Below are 21,945 nucleotides of genomic sequence, written 5' to 3'. Positions count from 1 at the left end.
CCCGCCAGATTGTCGCCATGCGCACACGCGAGGAGCGCAACGCCGCGCTCCTCGAAGTGCCGGAGCATCTGCGCGAGTTGACCAAACGCCACTGCTTGAATGCCTGGATCCATCCGGCAAGAACACAACGCAAGGAGGCTGCGCAAGCCAATGACTAATGTAGGTCAAACACCACTCCGACTGCTGCCCGCACCAGAGTCGGCCACCGTAGAACTGCTCTACCGCACTTTCGGCGACGTGCTGATCCCGCTGGAAAAAGTGCGCGAGCAGTACTTCCGCAATCTCAACGAACAATCGTTTGTGGCGGAGATCAACAGCGGCCGGATCCAGCTACCCATCACCACGCTGGACACCAGCCGCAAGGCGCCGAAGTACGCCCATATCCGGCATGTCGCCTCACTGATCGATATCCGCGCCTACAAGGCGGATGAAGAAATGCTGCGGCCGCAGGACGAACCAACCGAATAAAACCAGCAACCCAAATGGCTGCCACCACCAGCCTAAGACAACACCAGGAGCACACCACATGACCGAGATTCAAATCTACGCACTGATCGGATTCATCATCACCGTCGGCCTTCTATTCTGGTTTGGCTACAAGATGGGCCGTAGCGACGGCTTAGCCGCCGGCATCGCAGAAGGCCAGAGCATCGAGCGGGCAGACAGCACCGAGAAACTCCACGAGCTGAACCTGCGACTTGATCAAGCCCATCAGCACCACCAACAGCTTTGGGACCACTACACACGCGCATTGGCCGCATCCAAACTCGGCGAACTTGACCGCCAGGTCCTGCTGGATATTGCCGAAAAACTGAGGATTGCCGCCGAGACATTCAGCGCATTCCGCACCGGTAAAAAGCTCGAACGCGAGTCACTCGCCCTTCGCGAGCAAGCCCTGATCATGGCCGCCCTGTTGGAGCCTGCAGCTCAGGAGAACGCAGCATGAAGCGTCTCATCCCAATGCTACGCCTGACCCCGCATGCTGCCGGCGAGCTGCAACAGCAATGCACCAAAGCCACCACCGAGTTGCTTGAAGTGACGCGCTTCCGCAAAGAGTTCGACCGTCAGTTGGCCGCGTTAATCGGGTACGACGCGATGCGTCAGTTGCACAAGGACACCAAGCACGCACTGCTGCTGGCCGATCTGGTCAAGGAGGCCGCATGAGCCAGATTCTGACCTATACCGGCAAGCACTTTGATTTGTATGAGCCTGATGCAGACCTAATTGACCCACGGGATATCGCCCATTCACTGGCGCATCTGTGCCGCTTCAACGGCCACACCCGCGAGTTCTACAGCGTGGCACAGCATTGCTGCATGGTCGCCGACCTGGTGCCTGACGAAGACAAGCTGGCTGCACTTCTGCACGACGCGACCGAAGCCTACATCGGCGACATGGTGCAGCCGCTGAAACAATGGATGCACGCCTACCAGGATGTCGAGAACTGGATCTGGGACCGCATCTGCACCCGCTTCGACCTGGACCAGGACCTGCCGACCTCTGTTCGCCAAGCAGATCTGATCGCACTCGCCACCGAACGCCGCGACCTCATGCCCACCGACCCGGCCATCTGGGATTGCCTGATCGGCATCGACCCCATGGCCGAACCCATCCGCCCATGGTCCGCCATCGAAGCACGGCTCACGTTTCACCAGCGCCTGATGGACCAACTCGCTATCGAACACCGGAGGAAAGCGGCATGAAGATGGACCGGCACACAACCCAAACATCGACCGCTTTGCTCCGCCACGCTAATGGCGTCGACGCACAAAAAACAAAGAGTCTCTGCTGCGCAGCAGCAGGCATTACTGCTTTTCCTTGCGCCACCACCGAGGTGCTTATACCCCACCAAACGCTGCGCCGGGCAGCCACACCCAATGCGACGCTGATCGCTCAGAACCGCCCGCCCGCGCAGCCTGTCGTGGGGTATACGCAATTCGACTCTGCAGCAGATCCGCTGCATCAGACCTACCAGGTCGACAAGATTCCGGAAGACAAGATGGCCGAGCTGGTCGGCACGACCCGCCGAGCATTGCAAGGCAAGCGAGCCAGAGGGGTCATCCCCAAAGGCGTCTGGAACACCATAGACAGCCGCATTTACTACAGCATCAGGAGATACGAGGCATGGCTCGAGAGTCAATGGGATTGCCCACCGGAGTTGAATTTGTTGGACAGTCCGTCCGCATTCGCTTCACCTGGAATGGGCAACGCCGTTGCGAGACCCTCCCCTATCCCCAAACGCCGAAGGGGATTAAAGCTGCCGCCGATCTACGCGCTAACGTAACCAGCCTGATCAAGCATGGCGTTCTCGACGATCAGCGCTATACCGAACTCTTTCCTAACTCCACCTATGCCACCTACTCAGCGACTCCCCGATTCGGGGAGTACGCCCAGGAATGGCTCAACAGCCGAGAGGTCGTGGAAGGCACTCGCAAAAACTACCGCACATCCCTCAATTTATACTGGATGCCCTACCTGGCTCTGCTGCCCATCGATAGCATCAACTCGGTGATGTTGCGAAAGATCGTCGGCAACACCGAGTGGAAAACGCCGGGTGTAAGGCGCTCGGCCATTCAGCGACTGGTCATGGTGTTCGGCACCGCAGTAAAGGATGGGCTGATCAATCGCAACCCGGTCGAGTCCATCGAGCTGCCGGCGAAAACCAAGAAGGCGATTGACCCCTTCACGGTGGACGAGGCCGACGCGATTATTGATCACCTGTATAAGACCCTGACCCATTCGATGCGCATTTACGCGGCGTACTTCGAGTTCGCCTTCTATACCGGCATGCGCCCGAGTGAAATGGCGGCGCTGCGCTGGGAAGAGATCGACCAGGAGAAGCGCCTGGTGAACGTGTGTCGGATCGTCGCGGACTACAAGATTGAAGAGCGCACCAAAACCCGCAATACCCGGCAGGTCATGCTCAACAGTCGCGCTTTGCACGCTATAGAAGAAGCCGAGCGCGTGGCCAAGCAACGCACGCAGCAGAGCCGCCGCAAGCAGGCGGAGTCGCCGTTTGTGTTCCCGCCAACCAAGAACTTCGAGTTCATTCAGCAGGCTAGCGTGACCGACAAACACTTCCAGGCGGCGCTGACCGATTTGAAGCTTCGCGCCCGCCGGCAATACAACTGCCGGCACACATACGCTACCATGTGCCTCATGGCGGGGATGAACCCTGCATTTATTGCCACTCAGCTCGGTCATAGCGTTCAGATGCTGCTATCGACCTACGCCCGATGGATAAACTCCAGCACCGACTGGGGTGAACTCGGGAAGCTCGAAAACAGCTGGATTGGTACAAAATTGGTACAGACTGAAACAGTACCCCTCTGAAACCCTTATGGAATCAGCCTCTGTGACACTGGAACAGAATTACACCGAGATTCTCGGCCAATTGGGCGAGGACGCCTCCCGCGAGGGCCTGCTCGACACGCCAAAACGTGCCGCCAAAGCCATGCAGTACCTTTGCCGCGGTTATGAACAGACACTGGAAGAGGTCACCAACGGTGCCTTGTTCAGCTCCGACAACAGCGAGATGGTGCTGGTCAAGGACATCGAGCTCTACTCGTTGTGCGAGCACCACATGCTGCCGTTCATCGGCAAGGCCCATGTTGCCTACATCCCGAGCGGCAAGGTCCTGGGGCTGTCGAAAGTCGCGCGGATCGTCGATATGTACGCTCGCCGCCTGCAGATCCAGGAAAACCTCAGTCGCCAGATCGCTGATGCGGTCCAGCAAGTCACCGGCGCCCTGGGCGTTGCGGTGGTGATCGAGGCCAAGCACATGTGCATGATGATGCGCGGTGTGGAGAAACAGAATTCGACGATGATCACCTCGGTGATGCTCGGCGAGTTCCGCGAAAACGCGGCCACCCGCAGCGAGTTTCTCAGCCTGATCAAGTAACTCGCAGCACGAAGAAAACCGGCACTCATCGCCGGTTTTTTTTCGCCTGCGAAAATCAGGTAAGCTGCGCGCCTTCTGTTTGCCCCTGTGAGGCTTATACCGTGTTCGTTAAAGCGCTTCGTGTCGGCCTTGGCCAACTGATCATCTTCATCGACTTCATCACCCGTCCGGGCAAAAAACAGCGCCCTGCCGAAGCTCAGGCTCAGGTCAACACGGCCGCCAAGGACCTGACCCTGTATCAGTTCCACGCTTGCCCGTTCTGCGTAAAAACCCGTCGCACCTTGCGTCGCCTGAACGTACCGGTGGCGTTGCGCGATGCCAAGAACAACGAACAGGATCGCCAGGCTCTGCTGGAGCAAGGTGGCAAGATCAAGGTGCCGTGCCTGCGCATCGAAGAGAATGGCCAGACCACCTGGATGTATGAGTCCAAGGTGATCATTGATTATCTGGATAAGCGGTTTGCTGCAGTCTGATAGTTTTGTCGTGCTCTGACTGACGCCTTCGCGAGCAAGCCCGCTCCCACATTGGTTTTGTGGTTTGATGGGATTTGTGTTCAACACCGATTCAGTGTGGGAGCGGGCTTGCTCGCGAAGAGGCCGGCACAATCACTGCAAATTTCAGACAAAAATAAACCGGCCCTTGCGCCGGTTTATTCGTTTCTACCCTCCCCTCAAGCCGCTTCTGCCGCCTGGGCCTCGCGCACCACCGTCGCCAATCGCTTGAGCCCTTCGTCCAGCCGCGCCGGGTCGATGTGGCTGAAATTCAGCCGCAGATGACCGGGGTTCTTGTCCGGCTCAGGAAAAAATGGCTCGCCCGGCATAAACGCCACATCCGCCGCCAGCGCAGCCTTGAGCAGCGTGCGCGTATCCAGCGGCTGCTTGAGTGTCAGCCAGAAAAACAACCCGCCCTGCGGCACGTTCCACTGCGCCAGATCGCAAAAGTGCGTCTCCAATGCCGACTGAAACGCATCCCGACGAACCCGATAGAAATCACGCAACTCACCCAGATGCTGTTGGTATTTCTCAGTGCCGATCCATTGCAGCGCTTGCCACTGCCCGATGCGGTTGGTGTGCAGATCGGCCGATTGCTTGAGCCGCAGCAAGTGCGCAAACAGGTCCGGGCTGGCGATCAGGTAACCGACCCGCAAGCCCGGCAACAGGGTTTTCGACACGGTGCCGGTGTAGATCCAGCTGGCTTTGTTCAAGCGGCTGACGATCGGCGTGGCACTGCCGCCGTCGAAGGTCAGTTCGCGGTAGGGTTCGTCTTCGATCAGGGTTACGCCGAACTCGTCGAGCAACGCCGCCACTGCATCGCGCTTAGCCTCGCTGTAGCGCACTGCCGACGGGTTCTGAAACGTCGGAATCAGGTAGATGAACGCTGGCTTGTGTTTTTCCAGACTATTACGCAGTTGTGCCAGGTTCGGGCCATCGGCTTCCAATGGGACGGTGATGCAGTCGGCGCCAAACAGCTGAAAAATCTGCAACGCCGCCAGGTAAGTCGGCGCTTCAAGCAGAATCTCGGTGCCTTTGTCGATGTAGAGCTTGGCCGCCAGATCGAGGGTTTGCTGAGAACCGCTGACCACCAATACCTGACTCGCCTCGCACGGTACGCCCAACGCTCGGGCTTCGGCCGCCAGCGCCTCACGCAGTGCTGGCTCGCCTTCGCTCATGCCGTACTGCCCCATGGACAGCGGCATATCCGCCCACTCGACTTTCGGCAACATGGCTTCGGCCGGCAAGCCGCCGGCGAACGACATCACTTCCGGACGCTGGGCGGCGGCGAGGATTTCACGGATCAAAGAACTTTTAAGGCGCGAGACACGTTCGGAAAAAGCCATGGGGGGTCACCGGTAGCGAGGCCTGAGGAAAATGAGTCAAACTGGTTGACCGAAATTACGACAGACCGAGCGGATACGTCAATATGCTTGACCTTAAAAACCCCAGCACTCAGCAACAAGCCATGGAAGCGTTTTTCTTCGGTTACCAGGCATTCACCGCCAAGGCCGACGAAATGCTCGAGCGTCGCGGCTTGAGCCGGGTGCACCAACGCATCGTGTTTTTCATTGCCCGCTACCCTGCCCTCAGCGTCAAGGAGTTGCTGGCGTTGCTCGGCGTGAGCAAACAGGCGCTGAACATTCCGCTGCGTCAGTTGGTGGAAATGCATTTGGTGAACAGCGTCGCGTCCGAGACCGACAAGCGTAAGCGGTTGCTGGAACTGACTGCAGAAGGCGCGCGGTTCGAGCAGTCGTTGCGGCGCGAGCAGGTGAAATTGCTCGAGCGGGTGTTTGCCGAAGCTGGGGAGACGGCGGTGAATGGGTGGTTGGCGGTGAATCTCGCGCTGGGTAAAGCCCAGGTCTTTCCAAGCTGATCGTTCCCACGCTCTGCGTGGGAATGCATCCCGTGACGCTCTGCGTCACATCAACGGCGGACGCAGAGCGTCCATGGCGGCATTCCCACGCAGAGCGTGGGAACGATCGTCTATAGCCGATATATCCCGATCAACAAACTTTTCGTCTACAAAATCAAAAACATTATTTGCTTTATTTGTATACAAAAGCATAATTCGCTTCGTGCGAGTTCCTGACCATCAGATCAACAAATTCGCAAGTACCTCAAAGGGTCGCTGCCACCCTCATGGGTCCGGCCCTGGAAATAACAATAAAACTCTTGAGGAGTACTCGCTGTGGAAAGCCGCAAATCCGAAGCCCCGACGCTGGAACTCTCGCCGCCATTACGCAATGGCTGGCTGGAGCGCATCTTCAAACTCAGCTTGCACGGCACCACGGTGAAGACCGAGCTGATCGCCGGTCTGACAACCTTCATCACCATGGCTTACATCATCTTCGTCAACCCGAACATCATGGCCGATGCCGGCATCGATCACGGCGCGGCGTTCGTCGCCACCTGCATCGCCGCCGCGCTGGGTTGCCTGCTGATGGGCCTGTACGCCAACTGGCCGGTCGGCCTGGCACCAGGCATGGGCCTGAACGCGTTCTTCACTTACACCGTGGTCGGCACCATGGGCTACAACTGGGAAACCGCCCTCGGTGCGGTGTTCGTCTCCGGTGTGTTGTTCATGTTCCTGACCTTTTCCCGGATTCGCGAATGGCTGCTCAACAGCATTCCAGTGAGTTTGCGCTTTGCCATGGGCGCCGGTGTGGGTCTGTTTCTGGGGCTGATCGGTTTGAAAACCGCGGGCATCGTTGTCGATAGCCCGGCCACTCTGATCAAGCTTGGTTCCCTGCGCGAACCTGGTCCGCTGCTGGCGGCCATCTGCTTCCTGATGATCGCCGTGCTCAGCTACCACAAAGTGTTCGGCGCGATCCTCATCAGCATCATCACCGTGACCCTGGCTGGTTGGGGCCTGGGCCTGGTGCACTACGAAGGGATTATGTCAGCGCCGCCGAGCCTGGCACCGACCTGGATGGCCATGAATGTCGCCGGCGTATTCAACGTCAGCATGATCAGCGTGGTACTCGCTTTCCTCTTCGTGCACATGTTCGACACCGCCGGCACCCTGATGGGCGTCGCCCAGCGCGCCAACCTGGTGAACGCTGACGGCCGGATCGAAAACCTTTCCCGCGCCATGAAAGCCGACAGTGCTTCCAGCGTATTTGGTGCGGTGGTCGGTGTTCCGCCGGTCACCAGCTACGTGGAAAGTGCCGCTGGTGTAGCCGCTGGTGGTCGGACTGGTCTTACCGCCGTGACCGTAGGTGTGCTATTTATTGCCGCGATGTTTTTCGCACCGCTGGCTGGCATGATCCCCGCTTATGCAACCGCCGGTGCGCTGATTTATGTGGCGATGCTGATGATGGGCGGCATGGCGCATATCGAATGGGACGAAGCCACCGACAGCATTCCGGCGATCGTTACCGCGATCATGATGCCGCTGACCTTCTCGGTCGCCGACGGTATCGCGCTGGGCTTTATCACTTACGTGGTGCTGAAGGCTTTCACCGGTAAACACAAGGAAATTTCCGTCAGTTTGTGGGTGCTCTGCGCGATCTTCATCGCCAAGTTCATTTTCTTGTAAGCCGTCTACGTTTCAAAAACAGTGTTTCAAAACAGCCTCACCCCGTCGGGTGAGGCTTTTGCATATAGGGAGGAAAGTGATGAGTCTGGAAACCTGGCTGCTGTTCAGCGGCGCTGCGCTGGTGGTGATCCTGATCCCGGGACCACTGTCGTTGCTGATGATCAGCAACAGTCTGAATTACGGTTTGCGCCGCTCTTACCCGGCGTTTCTGGGAGGCGTGATTGCGTCGATCTGCCTGCTCAGTGCTTCGGCGCTTGGCTTGGGCGCATTGTTGCTGGCGTCGGAACAGCTGTTCAGCGCCCTGAAAATCGTCGGTGCGTTGTACCTGTTCTATCTCGCCTGGCAGAGCTGGCAGCAATCGCGTCAGCCATCCCAAGGCGCCGAAGTGCCCCAGGCTGCGCCGGTGCCGCGCTTTCGTGCACTGTTCGGGCGCGCGTTCATGCTCGGCGCGAGCAATCCGAAAGACATTTTGTTCTTTGCCGCTTTCCTGCCGCAGTTTTTGAGTGCTGAGCAACCGTTCCTGCCGCAATTGCTGGTGATGATTGCCACCTGGACCGTGCTGGATCTGCTGTGCAAGCTGGCTTATGGGCTGGGTGCTCATGGCGCGGCGCGGTATCTGCGCAGTGGCAAGGGCCAGAGCTGGTTTAACCGGGTCAGTGCCGGGTTGTTCAGCGGGGCTGGTGCGGCGTCGTTGTTGAGCCGCTAAAGAACAAAAGCATCGCGGGCAAGCCCGCTCCCACAGTGAACTGCGGCGTTCACAGAACCTGTGGGAGCGGGCTTGCCCGCGATGGCGCCAGACCAGACACCTACTTTTTCAAGGGCAAAAAAAGCCCGCAGTGTGAGCGGGCGAAAGACCAAAGAAGCTATATGCGCAGTCGCTTCTCGGAGGAGGCAGCTGCTTGGGGGATCAACTGCCTCGGTACGTGGAATAGCTATACGGCGAAATCAACAACGGCACGTGGTAGTGATCCTGTTCCGCAGAGATGCCGAAACGCAGCACCACCACATCCAGGAACGCAGGCTCAGGCAGCTGAACCCCACGAGCGCGGTAGTAATCACCCGCATGAAACTGAAGCTGATAGACCCCGGACCGATAGTCATCACCTTGCAGCAGCGGCGAATCGACACGGCCATCGCTGTTGGTGAGCGCAGTGGCGACCAATTCCAGCTGCGAACCTTCAACGCGGTACAACTCGACCTTGATCGAACTGCCCGGGCAACCGTGTGCAGCGTCCAAAACGTGTGTAGTCAAACGTCCCATTGATTCTGCGCGCCTGCCTGCGTGGAGCAGTCAGACCTCGCGCCTCCCGAAGTCAGTTGAAAAGGAGACCGCACCGTTTCGGAGCACGAAAAGCTGCGGCGAGCGACTGATTAAGACACTTTTCATAAAAATTGTACACAATAAAAACGACATTTTTACCGCTGCCACCTCCATTCAGGGTTTGTCAGCGAATCTTGCGCCGAACCATGAGATCAGAGGACCTCCTATCCATTAGCTGACCAGTCAGGCAGGTTTCTTGCAGTACCCTTCAAAGTGGATAGCCTATGAAAAATGCAAAAAAACAGGCTTACAAAGTGAATATAAAGTTGTATACAATCACTCCATCGCTGTGACGCCAGCCTGCCCTCTCATCGCCAGGCCGCCACACACACCCTGACTTTGAACAAGTCGACACGAACAAGAAGGAAGACTGCAGTGAGCGCTGACTATCCACGCGACCTGATCGGTTACGGCAGTAACCCTCCTCACCCACACTGGCCGGGCAATGCCCGCATCGCGCTGTCCTTCGTGCTCAACTACGAGGAAGGTGGCGAGCGCAATATCCTGCACGGCGATAAAGAGTCCGAAGCGTTCCTCTCGGAAATGGTCTCGGCGCAGCCGCTGCAAGGCGAGCGCAACATGAGCATGGAATCCCTTTACGAGTATGGCAGCCGTGCCGGCGTCTGGCGGATTCTGAAACTGTTCAAGGAATTCGACACTCCGCTGACCATCTTCGCCGTGGCCATGGCCGCCCAGCGCCACCCGGACGTGATCCGCGCCATGGTCGATGCTGGCCATGAAATCTGCAGTCACGGCTACCGCTGGATCGACTACCAGTACATGGACGAAGAGCAGGAACGCGAGCACATGCTCGAAGCGATCCGCATCCTCACCGAAATCACCGGCGAGCGCCCACTGGGCTGGTACACCGGCCGCACCGGCCCGAACACCCGTCGGCTGGTGATGGAAGAAGGCGGTTTCCTCTACGACTGCGACACCTACGACGACGACCTGCCCTACTGGGAACCGAACAACCCGACCGGCAAGCCGCACCTGGTGATTCCGTACACGCTGGACACCAACGACATGCGCTTCACCCAGGTCCAGGGTTTCAACAAGGGCGACGATTTCTTTGAATACCTCAAAGACGCATTCGATGTGCTGTATGCCGAAGGCGCCGAAGCGCCGAAGATGTTGTCGATCGGCCTGCACTGCCGGCTGATTGGCCGTCCGGCACGTCTGGCCTCGCTCAAACGCTTTATCGAATACGCTAAAAGTCATGAACAGGTGTGGTTCAGCCGCCGCGTCGACATCGCTCGCCACTGGCACGCAACGCACCCGTATCAAGGGGCTGCGAAATGAGCCACTTCCAAACCCTGAAGCCATCGACCCTGAGCCGCGACGCGTTTGTCGCCGCCTTCGCCGACATCTACGAACACTCGCCATGGGTGGCCGAGAAGGCCTTCGACCTGGGCCAGGACCCTTCGATCGACGAGATCGAAACCCTGCACCAGCGCATGAGCGACATCTTGTTGAGCGCTGATCACACAAGCCAACTGGCCCTGATCAACGCTCACCCGGACCTGGCCGGCAAAGCCGCCGTCCAGGGCCAGCTTACCGCTGCCAGCACTGAAGAACAGTCTGGCGCGGGTATTCACCAATGCACGGCCGAAGAGTTCCAGCGCTTCACCGAGCTGAACGACGCCTACAAAGCCAAGTTCAAGTTTCCCTTCATCATGGCGGTAAAAGGCAGCAACCGGCATCAGATCCTCGCAGCGTTCGAAACGCGCATCCACAACTCGGTCGACACCGAATTCAAATGCGCGCTGGCGCAGATCAACAAGATCGCCCTGTTCCGATTACTGACCCTATAGCAAGCCTGGCCCGAGTGGATTCATGAACGCCGAAAACACCCAGGGCCCTGCAAGCATCCCAAGCCAACTTATTAAAGGCAGACAAGAAGAATGAAAGCTTACGCCGTACCTTTCGAGAAGTTCGTCAACCTGGCCGACGCCCGCCTGGGCACCAAAATCATCTCGGTCACCGATGACTGGTTCGCCGACGCCAACCGTCTGTTCCAACCGACCCCGGCCGTGTGGAAGGAGGGCGTGTTCGATGACAACGGCAAGTGGATGGACGGCTGGGAGTCGCGCCGCAAGCGCTTCGAAGGCTACGACAGCGCGGTGATCCGCCTGGGCGTACCGGGCTCGATCAAGGGCGTGGACATCGACACTTCATTCTTCACCGGCAACTACCCGCCATCGGCTTCCCTGGAAGCCTGCTTCCTGGCCTCGGGCGAGCCGGACGAAAACACCCAGTGGACTGAAGTGCTGTCGGCCGTCGAGCTGCAAGGCAACAGCCACCACTACCACGAAATCAACAACGACCAGGCGTTCAGCCACCTGCGCTTCAACATCTACCCGGATGGCGGCGTGGCTCGTCTGCGTGTGTACGGCATTCCTTACCGCGACTGGTCGGCTGTGGGCGACAACGAACAGGTCGACCTGGCCGCAGCCCTGAACGGTGGCCGTGCACTGGCCTGCTCCGATGAACACTTCGGCCGCATGAGTAACATCCTCAACCCGGGTCGTGGCATCAACATGGGCGATGGCTGGGAAACCGCACGTCGTCGCACGCCGGGCAATGACTGGGTGATCGTCGCGCTGGGTCATGCGGGCGAGATCGAGAAAGTCATCGTCGACACCCTGCACTTCAAAGGCAACTACCCGGACACCTGTTCGATCCAGGGTGCATTCGTGAAAGGCGGCACCGACAGCCAGATCGAAACCCAATCGCTGTTCTGGCGCGAACTGCTGCCAAGCCAGAAGCTGGAAATGCACGCCGAACATACCTTCGCCGAGCAGATCAAGGCACTGGGCCCGATCACCCACATCCGCCTGAACGTGTTCCCGGATGGTGGTGTGAGCCGCCTGCGCGTTTTGGGCAAGGTCGCTAAGTAAGCCGTAATGATCGTTCCCACGCTCCGCGTGGGAATGCATCAATGGACGCTCTGCGTCCGCTTTGGATGTGACGCGGAGCGTCACGGGCTGCATTCCCACGCAGAGCGTGGGAACGATCAACAAACAACACAGAATTCGGAAAAGAAGACCAGCATGCGCACATTGACGATTGAACCGCTGACCAAAGAAGCCTTCGCCCCTTTCGGTGACGTGATCGAAACCGACGGCAGTGATCACTTCATGATCAACAACGGTTCGACCATGCGCTTTCACAAACTGGCGACGGTAGAAACCGCCACGCCAGAGGACAACGCGATCATCAGCATCTTCCGCGCCGACGCGCAGGACATGCCGCTGACCGTCTGCATGCTGGAGCGTCATCCGCTGGGCAGCCAGGCTTTCATTCCGCTGCTCGGCAACCCCTTTCTGATCGTGGTCGCGCCACTTGGCGATGAACCTGTATCAGGCTTGGTCCGCGCCTTCGTCACCAACGGCAGGCAGGGCATTAATTACCATCGCGGCGTTTGGCACCATCCGGTGCTGACGATCGAAAAGCGGGATGACTTCCTGGTGGTTGATCGCAGTGGCACAGGCAATAACTGCGATGAGCATTTTTTCAAAGAGGATGAGCGTTTGATCCTCGCCCCCCACCAATAAGAGAAGGTCTGATCACTCGACAACAGAGTGACAGGCGAGAGGTAAAGACTGTGGAAGCACATCTGTTGGAATGGCTGAACCTGAGCGTGCGCTGGGTTCACATGATCACTGGCGTGGCCTGGATCGGCGCGTCGTTCTATTTCGTCTGGCTGGAGAACAACCTCAATCGGGTCAACCCGAAAAACGGGCTGGCGGGCGATTTGTGGGCGATCCATGGCGGCGGTATCTACCACCTGGAAAAATACAAACTGGCTCCACCGACCATGCCGGACAACCTGCACTGGTTCAAATGGGAAGCCTACTTCACCTGGTTGTCGGGGGTCGCGCTGCTGTGCGTGGTGTTCTACTCCAACCCGACGCTGTACCTGCTCGCTCCGGGCAGCAGCCTGACCGGCCCTGAAGGTGTTCTGCTGGGCATAGGCTCGCTGTTCGTCGGCTGGTTCATCTACTCCTTCCTCTGCGACTCGGCCCTGGGCAAACGCCCTGCCCTGCTCGGTTTCATCCTGTTCGTGCTGATCATTGGCGCCGCTTACGGCTTCAGCAAAGTGTTCAGCGGTCGTGGTGCGTACCTGCACGTCGGCGCGATCATCGGCACCATCATGGTCGGCAACGTGTTCCGCATCATCATGCCGGCGCAGCGCGCATTGGTGGCGGCGATTGCCGAGAACCGCACGCCCGATCCGGCGCTGCCGGCCAAAGGCTTGCTGCGTTCGCGACACAACAACTACTTCACCTTGCCGGTGCTGTTCATCATGATCAGCAACCACTTCCCGAGCACTTACGGCAGCCAATACAACTGGCTGATCCTGGCCGGGATCGCAGTGCTGGCGGTGTTGGTGCGTCACTACTTCAACACCCGTCACGACAGCCACAAATTCGCCTGGACCCTGCCCGCTGCGGCGGTCGGCATGATCTGCCTGGCCTACGTGACCGGGCCGGCGCCAATGTCCAGCGCACCTGAAGTGGCCAAGGCGCCTGGGGCCATCGAGTATCAGCCGCTGCCGGAAACAGCCCTCGGCGGCGGCAAGAAACCGGCTGAAGCTGCACCGACGGCAGCCCCTGAAACTGCACCCGCCCAGGCATCCAATGCCGGTCCTGCCTTCGACAAGGTGCACGACGTGATCCAGGAACGCTGCACGGTCTGCCATTCGGCGAAACCCACCAGCCCGCTGTTCAGCGCGGCGCCGGCGGGCGTGATGTTCGATACCCCCGAGCAGATCAAGCTTCAGGCCCCGCGCATCCAGGCCCAGGCTGTCGCCAGCCAGATTATGCCATTGGGCAACATCACCCAGATGACCCAGCAAGAGCGCGACCTGATCGGTGCGTGGATTGTTCAGGGAGCTCAAACCCCATAAGCAACACACCGTTGTGGCGAGGGGGCTTTTGTGGCCACAGCAAGCCCCTCGTCACAGGTCCACCCGATACACAAATCACAAGAATAAAAAAGATCCGAGGTGTTGCATGTCCGAGCTATCCGAAGCCCGTATCCCCGACGCACCCGCCATTCAGCGTTTACCCCTCTTGCAACTGCCGAAAGCGGCGCTACTGGTGGCGTCGATTCCTGCGGTACTGGGCGGTACGGCGATTGCGATGTTCGGCATGGTCGCCGCCACCGGGATCAAGATTCTTCAGGAAGCCGGCTGCCACGCCCACCCGCACTGACCCACTAAAAGACACACCCACTGTGGGAGCGAGCCTGCTCGCGATGACGGTATGACATTCAACATCAGTGTTGACTGAACCAACGCCATCGCGAACAGGCTCGCTCCCACAGGGGTGGCTACCTGTGCCTCAAACAATAAAAACAAAAGGGAGCAACAGATGACTCGGACAAAAACCAGCGTGCTGCTGGGCTCTGGCCTGTTGGCCGCGAGCCAGGCCATGGCCAGCGATTTACTGCTGTGGCAAACCAATAGCCTGAGCTACCTGTACGGCAAGAATTTCGTGATCAACCCGTCGATCCAGCAGACGGTGACGTTCGAGCACGCCGACAAATGGAAGTACGGCGATAACTTCCTGTTCATCGACAAGATCTTCTACAACGGCGAAGAAGACCGCAATAAAGGCCCCCACGCCTTCTATGGCGAATTCAGTCCGCGCCTGTCCTTTGGCAAGATACTCGACCGTCGTTTCGAGTTTGGCCCGATCAAGGACGTATTGCTGGCCATGACTTACGAGTATGGCGAAGGCGACAGCGAAGCGTATCTGATCGGCCCGGGTTTCGATCTGGCAGTACCGGGTTTCAACTACTTCACCTTGAACTTCTATCGTCGCCAGACCGAAGGCCCACGCCCCGGTGATGGTGTCTGGCAGATCACTCCCACTTGGTCCTACAGCGTTGCGCTAGGCAATTCGAACCTGTTGATCGATGGCTATCTGGACTGGGTGGTGGACAACGATCGCAACGCACGCGGCACTTACCACGCCAACTTGCACATCAATCCGCAGATCAAGTACGACCTGGGCAAGGCGTTGGGCTGGGGCGAGAAACGGGTCTACGTCGGCACCGAATACAGCTATTGGAAAAACAAGTACGGAATCAAAAACAGCGCCAACTTTGACACTGACCAAAACACCGCCAGCCTGCTGGTAAAGGTGCACTTTTAAGATGGCCCGCAACCGTGCCCGATACCTGTCACCGGTGCTCTGTTGCGGGGCACTTGAGACCTGGCCAAGGAGTCAGTATTCTCCGCGCCCGCCCGAATCCGCTCTAAAAAAAAGCGCGGATTTAATTCCTGACCAGAAAGCCAACTTATCCCGGCTCTGGACAGTACCAAGGCTTCTCGAATTGACGCTCAATCGACTGTTTTCGAACAGCCGAGCGGGCGTTTTTTTACTTTTTGAAAGCCTTGGCTCAGCTCTTGCTAACAGCACTAAAGCTGACCGACTGGATTGTTTTTACAGCAAAGAAAAGGCGCCACACCAGAGCGCCGACCTTAGAAAAATAACGTGGAACCACCTACTTTTTGGGAGCAACCGAATGAAACGTACGTGCACCAGCCTGATGCTCGCGGGATCCTTGCTGGCCGGGGGCCAGGCAATGGCCGGCGACTTGCTGCAATGGCAGAACAACAGCCTGACCTACCTCTATGGCAAGGACTTCCAGGTCAACCCGCGCATTCAGCAAACCGTCACCTTCGAGCACGCCGATGCCTGGAAATACGGGGACAACTTCGTGTTCGTCGACAAGATTTTCTACAACGGCAAGGAAGACAGCGGCGTCGGCTCGAACACCTATTACGGCGAAATCAGCCCACGCTTGTCGTTTGGCAAGATCTTCGACCAGAAACTGGCGTTCGGCCCAATCAAAGACGTGCTGCTGGCCATGACGTACGAGTTCGGTGAGGGCGATACCGAGTCCTACCTGATCGGTCCGGGTTTCGACCTGGCGATTCCCGGGTTCGACTACTTCCAGCTGAACTTCTACCAGCGTCACACCGAAGGCAGCCGTGCTGGTGACAACGTCTGGCAGATCACACCGGCCTGGTCCTACACCATTCCCGTGGGCGATTCGAATATCCTGATCGATGGTTTCATGGACTGGGTAGTCGATAACGACAAGAACAGCAAAGGCACCTACCACGCCAACCTGCACTTCAACCCACAGATCAAATACGACTTGGGCAAAGCCCTGAACATCGGCGAGAAGCAGTTGTACGTCGGTGTCGAGTACGACTACTGGTCAGACAAGTACGGGATCAAGGACAGCCAGTACTTCAAGACCGATCAGAGCAACACGAGCTTCCTGGTGAAGTTCCACTTCTGATTTAAAGTCAAAAAATCGCAGGCTTCGCCAGCTCCTACGGACGTGCGCATCCGGGGTAGGAGCTGCCGCAGCCTGCGATCTTTTGCTTTATGACACCCCCAGAAACCGGCACAGCTCATCCCGCTTGGCCAACGCATCGCGCCGCCCCAGATCGATCAACTCACTGCAATATCCCGCCTCGAACAGCAGATAACTCAATACCCCTGCCCCGCTGGTCTTGGTCGCCCCCGGCCCGCGCAAAAACAGACGCAAGGCCGCCGGCAATTCCTGGCGATGCCGCGCCGCAATTTCATCGATCGGCTGACTCGGCGAAATCACCAGCACCTCCACCGGCGCTGCTCCCAATGCCCGACTCGGCGCGCCGTCGGGCAACAGATGGCTGAACTGATTCAGACGCTGCAGCAACTCGATATCACTTTCCAGGCTGTCAATGAACGTACTGTTGAGCATGTGCCCGCCGATTTGCGCCAGGGTCGGCTGCTGACCTGTGTAGGCGCGTTGCAGCGGCTGTTGCGGGTCGACCCCGCGCGGGTTGCCGCTGACGCCCACCACCAGTACCCGGCTGGCACCCAGGTGCAGGGCCGGGCTGATCGGTGCCGATTGACGCACCGCGCCATCGCCGAAATACTCTTCGCCGATTTTCACCGGCGCAAACAATAACGGAATCGCCGAACTGGCCAGCAAATGTTCGACGCTCAATTGTGTCGGCACGCCGATTCGCCGATGGCGCAACCAGGCTTCGATGGTGCCGCCGCCCTGATAAAACGTGACGGCCTGACCGGACTCATAACCAAACGCCGTGACCGCCACCGCCTTCAATTGCTTCTGCGCAATGGCCTCGGCAATTCCGGGCATGTGCAGTTTTTCGTTGAGTAAACCGCGCAGCGGCGAGCTGTTGAGCAGGGCCACTGGCACCTGAGCGCCAATCCCCAGCAGACTGTGACTGACAAACCGGGTGGCTTGATGGATCACCCCCGGCCAGTCGCTGCGCAATACCAGATGACTGCGGAAACCTTGCCAGAAGGCAGTCAGACGCTGAATCGCGCCGCGAAAGTCCATTGCCCCACTGGCCAGGCTGACCGCGTTGATCGCGCCAGCCGAAGTACCGACGATCACCGGAAACGGATTCGCCGCTCCCACCGGTAGCAGCTCGGCAATCGCCGCCAGCACGCCCACCTGATAAGCCGCCCGAGCCCCGCCGCCGGAAAGTATCAACCCTGTAACCGGTTCAGCAGAACTCATCGCAACACTCCATGGTGCTTAAAGGGATCGGTGACTCAACCGCGTTTGGCGTACAGCTTCGCCTCGCCCGGTGGACGGGTCTTGAAGCGGCGATGTGCCCAGAGGTATTGCTCCGGACATTCGCGCAAAGCACTTTCGACCCACTGGTTGATCCGAATGCAGTCAGCCTCTTCCGTCTCACCGGGAAAGCCCTCGAGCGGCGCATGAATCACCAACCGATAACCACTGCCGTCCGCCAGGCGTTGCTGAGTGAATGGCACTACCAGTGCCTTGCCCAGCCGTGCGAACTTGCTGGTGGCGGTGACGGTTGCCGCTTCAATCCCGAACAGCGGCACGAAGATACTTTGCTTGGCGCCATAGTCCTGATCCGGCGCGTACCAGATCGCTCGGCCTGAGCGCAGCAGTTTGAGCATGCCGCGCACGTCGTCACGCTCCACCGCCAGCGAGTCGAGGTTGTGCCGCTCGCGACCAAGACGCTGGATGTAGTCGAACAGTGGATTCTTGTGTTCGCGGTACATGCCATCGATGGTGTGTTGCTGACCGAGCAGTGCCGCACCGATTTCCAGCGTGGTGAAATGCACGGCCATCAGAATCACGCCCTTGCCGTCGCGTTGGGCCTGCTTCAAATGCTCCAGGCCTTCGACATGGGCCAGTTTCGCCAGACGCTTGCGCGACCACCACCAGCTCATGGCCATCTCGAAGAAGGCGATGCCGGTGGAGGCGAAGTTTTCCTTGAGCAGACGCTTGCGCTCGGCAGCGGACTTTTCAGGGAAACACAGCTCAAGATTGCGCTTGGCAATGCGCCGTCGGTCGCCGGCCACTCGATACATCAAGGCACCCAAGACGCGACCGACCGACAGCAACGCCGGATATGGCAACTGCACAATCAGCCACAATAGCCCCAAGCCACACCACAGCGGCCAGAAACGTGGAGAAAGAAATGCTGTTCGAAAACGCGGGCGATCCATTAAAGGTTCCGTCAAGACAGTGGCCGCGCATTCTACATCGTTCGACCCGGCTTGCGGCCTGCGGGCGTTCTCGTTATAAGTCTCGGCACTTTTAGTGACAAGTCGTTGTATGCCGACCATGAGCCAAACCGAACCGCTAGACCAAGATCCCGTGTTCCAGTTGAAGGGCAGTATGCTTGCCATTACGGTGCTGGAACTGGCCCGTAACGACCTTGAGAACCTTGATCGGCAACTGGCCGCCAAGGTCGCCCAGGCGCCAAACTTCTTCAGCAATGCGCCGCTGGTCCTGGCCCTGGACAAACTTCCGGCCAGCGAAGCCTCGGTCGATCTGCCGGGGCTGATGCGCATCTGCCGCCAGCATGGCCTGCGCACACTGGCGATCCGTGCCAGCCGCATTGAAGACATTGCCGCCGCCATCGCCGTCGATCTGCCGGTGCTGCCGCCGTCCGGCGCCCGTGAGCGCCCGCTGGACCCGCACGAAGGCACCGTTGCGAAAAAACCGGAAAAACCACCGGAACCAGCCATTAAACCGACCAAAATCATCACGTCGCCCGTACGCGGTGGCCAGCAGATTTATGCCCAGGGTTGCGATTTGGTGGTGATTTCATCGGTCAGCCCGGGGGCGGAACTTCTCGCCGATGGGAACATCCATGTATACGGCGCGATGCGCGGTCGTATCTTGGCCGGCGTCAAAGGTGACACGAAAGCCAGGATTTTCTGTCAGCAAATGACCGCTGAACTGGTCTCCATCGCTGGCCACTACAAGGTTTCCGAGGATCTGCGTCGTGATCCATTGTGGGGCGCGGGCGTACAAGTCAGCCTGTCGGGCGACGTGTTGAACATCATTCGGCTTTAACGGATACTGCCGCATTTTCCAAGCATCTCTAAAACGTAGCGAAAACGGCTCAAACGAAGTAGGAAAAAGGCCAAAAGCAGTGTTTACCGGGGGTAAACGCCGCTCAGAACCGGATTCCAGCCAAGGCTGTCCGACTGCAGTAGTTTTTCAAGAGATGTTTTTCAGGGGCTAAACGTCCTTTTTCCTTAGGGGTAAAACACCTTGGCCAAGATTCTCGTGGTTACATCCGGCAAGGGTGGTGTGGGTAAGACCACCACCAGCGCCGCTATCGGTACCGGCCTCGCTCTGCGTGGTCACAAAACAGTTATCGTCGACTTCGACGTCGGCTTGCGTAACCTCGACCTGATCATGGGTTGCGAGCGCCGCGTGGTGTATGACTTCGTCAACGTGGTAAACGGCGAAGCCAACCTGCAACAGGCTCTGATCAAAGACAAGCGTCTGGAAAACCTCTACGTACTGGCCGCCAGTCAGACTCGCGATAAAGACGCGCTGACTGTCGAAGGCGTCGAAAAGGTCCTGATGCAGCTCAAGGAAGACTTCGAATTCGTGGTCTGCGACTCTCCGGCGGGCATCGAGAAAGGCGCCCACCTGGCCATGTACTTCGCTGATGAAGCGATTGTAGTGACCAACCCGGAAGTCTCCTCCGTACGTGACTCGGACCGCATGCTGGGCCTGCTGGCCAGCAAGTCCCGTCGTGCCGAAAACGGCGAAGACCCGATCAAGGAACACTTGTTGCTGACCCGCTACAACCCGACACGCGTGAGCAACGGTGAAATGCTCGGCGTCGAAGACGTCAAGGAAATCCTCGCAGTAACCCTGCTAGGCGTGATTCCGGAATCGCAAGCCGTCCTCAAGGCCTCCAACCAGGGCGTGCCGGTCATTCTCGACGATCAGAGCGACGCCGGTCAGGCGTACAGCGATGCCGTTGATCGCCTGCTGGGTAAAACCGTGGACCATCGTTTCCTCGATGTCGAGAAGAAGGGATTCTTCGAGCGACTTTTTGGAGGTAGGTAATGAACCTTTTTGACTTCTTTCGTGCCAGTAAAAAGGTCAGCACCGCGTCGGTAGCGAAAGAGCGTCTACAGATCATCGTGGCGCATGAACGCGGCCAGCGCAGTACGCCGGATTACCTGCCAGCCTTGCAGAAGGAACTGGTGGAAGTGATCCGCAAGTACGTCAATATCGGGTCCGATGACGTGCACGTCGCTCTGGAAAACCAGGGCAGTTGCTCGATCCTGGAACTCAATATCACCCTGCCAGATCGCTGAGTCGATCCGGCGGGAGCCACGGCGGCTCAGAACCTTCAGGCTTTTGCAGGAGCTGCCGCAGGCTGCGATCTTTTGATCTTGTTTTAAAAGCAAAATCAAAAGATCGCAGCCTGCGGCAGCTCCTGCATTGGGCATTAGGGTTCTGAGCCGCCGTTGGCGTTTGTTACGAGGCTGTTTTAATGCCGTTGTCCAACATCCGCATCATTCATCAGGACGCCGCCGTACTGGTGGTGAACAAACCAACCCTGTTGCTCTCCGTCCCCGGCCGGGCCGATGACAACAAGGACTGCCTGATTACGCGCCTGCAAGAAAACGGCTACCCGGAAGCGCGAATCGTCCATCGGCTGGACTGGGAAACGTCCGGTATCATTCTGTTGGCCCGTGACCCGGACACTCATCGCGAGCTGTCTCGGCAATTTCACGACCGCGAAACCGAAAAAGCCTACACCGCCCTGTGCTGGGGACAACCGGAACTGGACAGCGGCAGCATCGACTTGCCCCTGCGCTACGACCCTCCAACCAAGCCACGCCACGTGGTGGACCACGAATTCGGCAAGCATGCCCTGACGTTCTGGCGTGTGCTGGAGCGTTGTGGCGACTGGTGCCGCGTCGAACTGACGCCGATCACCGGCCGCTCTCACCAGTTGCGCGTGCATATGCTGTCGATAGGTCACCCGCTGTTAGGTGACGGACTCTATGCCCATGAACAGGCACTGGCTGCCTGGCCACGCTTGTGCCTGCACGCGAGCATGCTCAGCTTCACTCATCCCCAGACCGGCGAACGCCTGCGCTTTGAGTGCCCCGCACCGTTTTAACGGTCAATGAGCGTGCTTTTGTGGCGAGGGGGCTTGCCCCCGTTGGAGTGCGAAGCACTCCTGAAACCAGCTAAACCGCATCTGCAGGATTTACGACTGCTTCGCAGCCGAACGGGGGCAAGCCCCCTCGCCACAGCAAGCTCCCTCGCCACATTAAGACTCATCGCCACCAAGAACAGGCCCGCCGCACTTTGCGCTTTCAATACGTTAAACTGGCGC

At 58.5% G+C, this 21,945-nt stretch carries 27 protein-coding genes and 1 pseudogene; 24 read left to right on the top strand and 4 right to left on the bottom strand.

The genetic code is table 11. From position 1 onward, the window contains the following. The first annotated feature begins 17 nt into the window (after positions 1-17). From ACZ9IM_RS03255 to ACZ9IM_RS03215, 9 genes are all read left to right on the top strand, one after another. On the top strand, positions 18-158 hold the full coding sequence (locus tag ACZ9IM_RS03255) for a hypothetical protein (protein WP_476223346.1): 141 nt from the start codon (positions 18-20) through the stop codon (positions 156-158). Next, positions 151-468 (top strand): pyocin activator PrtN family protein, encoded by a 318-nt coding sequence (locus tag ACZ9IM_RS03250; protein WP_476223345.1) that lies wholly within the window; start codon positions 151-153, stop codon positions 466-468. Before ACZ9IM_RS03255 ends, ACZ9IM_RS03250 begins: the two co-directional genes overlap by 8 nt. Positions 469-526: 58 nt before the next feature. Then, positions 527-946, top strand: coding sequence for a hypothetical protein (locus tag ACZ9IM_RS03245; RefSeq protein WP_476223344.1), 420 nt, complete (start codon positions 527-529; stop codon positions 944-946). Continuing rightward, positions 943-1,164, top strand: a complete 222-nt coding sequence (locus ACZ9IM_RS03240; RefSeq protein WP_476223343.1) for a hypothetical protein — start codon at positions 943-945, stop codon at positions 1,162-1,164. The genes ACZ9IM_RS03245 and ACZ9IM_RS03240 overlap by 4 nt, the downstream gene beginning before the upstream one ends. Beyond that, entirely contained in the window at positions 1,161-1,703 is a 543-nt protein-coding gene (locus ACZ9IM_RS03235) for a phosphohydrolase (RefSeq protein ID WP_476223342.1), read from the top strand. The genes ACZ9IM_RS03240 and ACZ9IM_RS03235 overlap by 4 nt, the downstream gene beginning before the upstream one ends. Then, complete coding sequence (locus ACZ9IM_RS03230) at positions 1,700-2,284, top strand: hypothetical protein (RefSeq protein WP_476223341.1); 585 nt, start codon at positions 1,700-1,702, stop codon at positions 2,282-2,284. Before ACZ9IM_RS03235 ends, ACZ9IM_RS03230 begins: the two co-directional genes overlap by 4 nt. Further along, positions 2,185-3,333, top strand: coding sequence for a tyrosine-type recombinase/integrase (locus ACZ9IM_RS03225; RefSeq protein ID WP_476223442.1), 1,149 nt, complete (start codon positions 2,185-2,187; stop codon positions 3,331-3,333). Before ACZ9IM_RS03230 ends, ACZ9IM_RS03225 begins: the two co-directional genes overlap by 100 nt. Positions 3,334-3,355: 22 nt before the next feature. Then, entirely contained in the window at positions 3,356-3,901 is a 546-nt protein-coding gene (folE, locus tag ACZ9IM_RS03220; protein WP_123496264.1) for a GTP cyclohydrolase I FolE, read from the top strand. 101 nt (positions 3,902-4,002) lie between these two features. Next, complete coding sequence (locus tag ACZ9IM_RS03215; RefSeq protein WP_123496262.1) at positions 4,003-4,374, top strand: glutathione S-transferase N-terminal domain-containing protein; 372 nt, start codon at positions 4,003-4,005, stop codon at positions 4,372-4,374. 197 nt (positions 4,375-4,571) lie between these two features. On the opposite strand, the gene ACZ9IM_RS03210 is transcribed toward ACZ9IM_RS03215, so the two are convergent. Continuing rightward, a complete protein-coding gene (locus ACZ9IM_RS03210; protein ID WP_476223340.1) occupies positions 4,572-5,738 on the bottom strand; it encodes an aminotransferase-like domain-containing protein in 1,167 nt (388 codons plus the stop codon). An 83-nt stretch (positions 5,739-5,821) separates the two neighbouring features. Between ACZ9IM_RS03210 and ACZ9IM_RS03205 the strand changes: the two genes are divergently transcribed. The 3 genes from ACZ9IM_RS03205 (at position 5,822) to ACZ9IM_RS03195 (ending at position 8,639) form a co-directional block, all read left to right on the top strand. Then, a complete protein-coding gene (locus ACZ9IM_RS03205) occupies positions 5,822-6,268 on the top strand; it encodes a MarR family winged helix-turn-helix transcriptional regulator (protein WP_007898821.1) in 447 nt (148 codons plus the stop codon). 315 nt (positions 6,269-6,583) lie between these two features. After that, positions 6,584-7,933 carry an NCS2 family permease gene (locus ACZ9IM_RS03200; RefSeq protein ID WP_123496256.1) on the top strand — a complete coding sequence of 450 codons (1,350 nt, stop codon included), beginning with the start codon at positions 6,584-6,586 and terminating at the stop codon, positions 7,931-7,933. A 79-nt stretch (positions 7,934-8,012) separates the two neighbouring features. Further along, entirely contained in the window at positions 8,013-8,639 is a 627-nt protein-coding gene (locus ACZ9IM_RS03195) for a LysE family translocator (protein ID WP_367372313.1), read from the top strand. Positions 8,640-8,840: 201 nt separating this feature from the next. Here ACZ9IM_RS03195 and uraH read toward each other — a convergent pair whose 3' ends face one another. After that, positions 8,841-9,194 (bottom strand): hydroxyisourate hydrolase, encoded by a 354-nt coding sequence (gene uraH / locus ACZ9IM_RS03190; RefSeq protein WP_007898824.1) that lies wholly within the window; start codon positions 9,192-9,194, stop codon positions 8,841-8,843. 435 nt (positions 9,195-9,629) lie between these two features. Between uraH and puuE the strand changes: the two genes are divergently transcribed. The 8 genes and pseudogenes from puuE (at position 9,630) to ACZ9IM_RS03150 (ending at position 16,577) form a co-directional block, all read left to right on the top strand. Then, positions 9,630-10,556: an allantoinase PuuE gene (gene puuE, locus ACZ9IM_RS03185; protein ID WP_476223339.1), complete on the top strand. Its 927-nt coding sequence runs from the start codon at positions 9,630-9,632 to the stop codon at positions 10,554-10,556. Further along, positions 10,553-11,068, top strand: a complete 516-nt coding sequence (gene uraD, locus ACZ9IM_RS03180; RefSeq protein WP_476223338.1) for a 2-oxo-4-hydroxy-4-carboxy-5-ureidoimidazoline decarboxylase — start codon at positions 10,553-10,555, stop codon at positions 11,066-11,068. Before puuE ends, uraD begins: the two co-directional genes overlap by 4 nt. A gap of 90 nt (positions 11,069-11,158) precedes the next feature. Then, complete coding sequence (gene alc / locus ACZ9IM_RS03175; RefSeq protein ID WP_427625197.1) at positions 11,159-12,154, top strand: allantoicase; 996 nt, start codon at positions 11,159-11,161, stop codon at positions 12,152-12,154. A gap of 153 nt (positions 12,155-12,307) precedes the next feature. Further along, positions 12,308-12,811: an ureidoglycolate lyase gene (locus tag ACZ9IM_RS03170; protein WP_008005655.1), complete on the top strand. Its 504-nt coding sequence runs from the start codon at positions 12,308-12,310 to the stop codon at positions 12,809-12,811. A gap of 50 nt (positions 12,812-12,861) precedes the next feature. Next, on the top strand, positions 12,862-14,166 hold the full coding sequence (locus tag ACZ9IM_RS03165; protein ID WP_476223337.1) for a urate hydroxylase PuuD: 1,305 nt from the start codon (positions 12,862-12,864) through the stop codon (positions 14,164-14,166). A gap of 163 nt (positions 14,167-14,329) precedes the next feature. Further along, positions 14,330-14,449 (top strand): annotated as a pseudogene (locus tag ACZ9IM_RS03160) (solute carrier family 23 protein); the annotation flags it as partial. Between the two features lie 183 nt (positions 14,450-14,632). Next, positions 14,633-15,418, top strand: a complete 786-nt coding sequence (locus tag ACZ9IM_RS03155) for an outer membrane protein OmpK (RefSeq protein ID WP_427625193.1) — start codon at positions 14,633-14,635, stop codon at positions 15,416-15,418. A 373-nt stretch (positions 15,419-15,791) separates the two neighbouring features. Beyond that, complete coding sequence (locus ACZ9IM_RS03150) at positions 15,792-16,577, top strand: outer membrane protein OmpK (RefSeq protein ID WP_008076341.1); 786 nt, start codon at positions 15,792-15,794, stop codon at positions 16,575-16,577. Between the two features lie 87 nt (positions 16,578-16,664). Here ACZ9IM_RS03150 and ACZ9IM_RS03145 read toward each other — a convergent pair whose 3' ends face one another. Continuing rightward, on the bottom strand, positions 16,665-17,819 hold the full coding sequence (locus tag ACZ9IM_RS03145; protein WP_427625190.1) for a patatin-like phospholipase family protein: 1,155 nt from the start codon (positions 17,817-17,819) through the stop codon (positions 16,665-16,667). A 35-nt stretch (positions 17,820-17,854) separates the two neighbouring features. Next, the gene (locus tag ACZ9IM_RS03140; protein ID WP_476223336.1) at positions 17,855-18,787 is read right to left on the bottom strand and encodes a lipid A biosynthesis lauroyl acyltransferase; all 933 of its coding nucleotides are present in this window, start codon (positions 18,785-18,787) and stop codon (positions 17,855-17,857) included. A gap of 118 nt (positions 18,788-18,905) precedes the next feature. On the opposite strand from ACZ9IM_RS03140, the gene minC reads away from it, so the two are divergent. The 4 genes from minC (at position 18,906) to ACZ9IM_RS03120 (ending at position 21,726) form a co-directional block, all read left to right on the top strand. After that, positions 18,906-19,643, top strand: coding sequence for a septum site-determining protein MinC (gene minC / locus ACZ9IM_RS03135; protein WP_476223335.1), 738 nt, complete (start codon positions 18,906-18,908; stop codon positions 19,641-19,643). A gap of 201 nt (positions 19,644-19,844) precedes the next feature. Then, entirely contained in the window at positions 19,845-20,657 is an 813-nt protein-coding gene (gene minD / locus ACZ9IM_RS03130; RefSeq protein ID WP_007898841.1) for a septum site-determining protein MinD, read from the top strand. Next, the gene (minE, locus tag ACZ9IM_RS03125) at positions 20,657-20,911 is read left to right on the top strand and encodes a cell division topological specificity factor MinE (RefSeq protein WP_007898843.1); all 255 of its coding nucleotides are present in this window, start codon (positions 20,657-20,659) and stop codon (positions 20,909-20,911) included. The genes minD and minE overlap by 1 nt, the downstream gene beginning before the upstream one ends. A 179-nt stretch (positions 20,912-21,090) precedes the next feature. Beyond that, positions 21,091-21,726, top strand: a complete 636-nt coding sequence (locus ACZ9IM_RS03120) for an RluA family pseudouridine synthase (RefSeq protein ID WP_008073690.1) — start codon at positions 21,091-21,093, stop codon at positions 21,724-21,726. Positions 21,727-21,945 lie beyond the last annotated feature (219 nt).

This window comes from Pseudomonas sp. TE12508, assembly GCF_056279485.1.
Note: the sequence above shows the minus strand (reverse complement) of the source record. Positions and strands in the feature narration are given on the sequence as shown.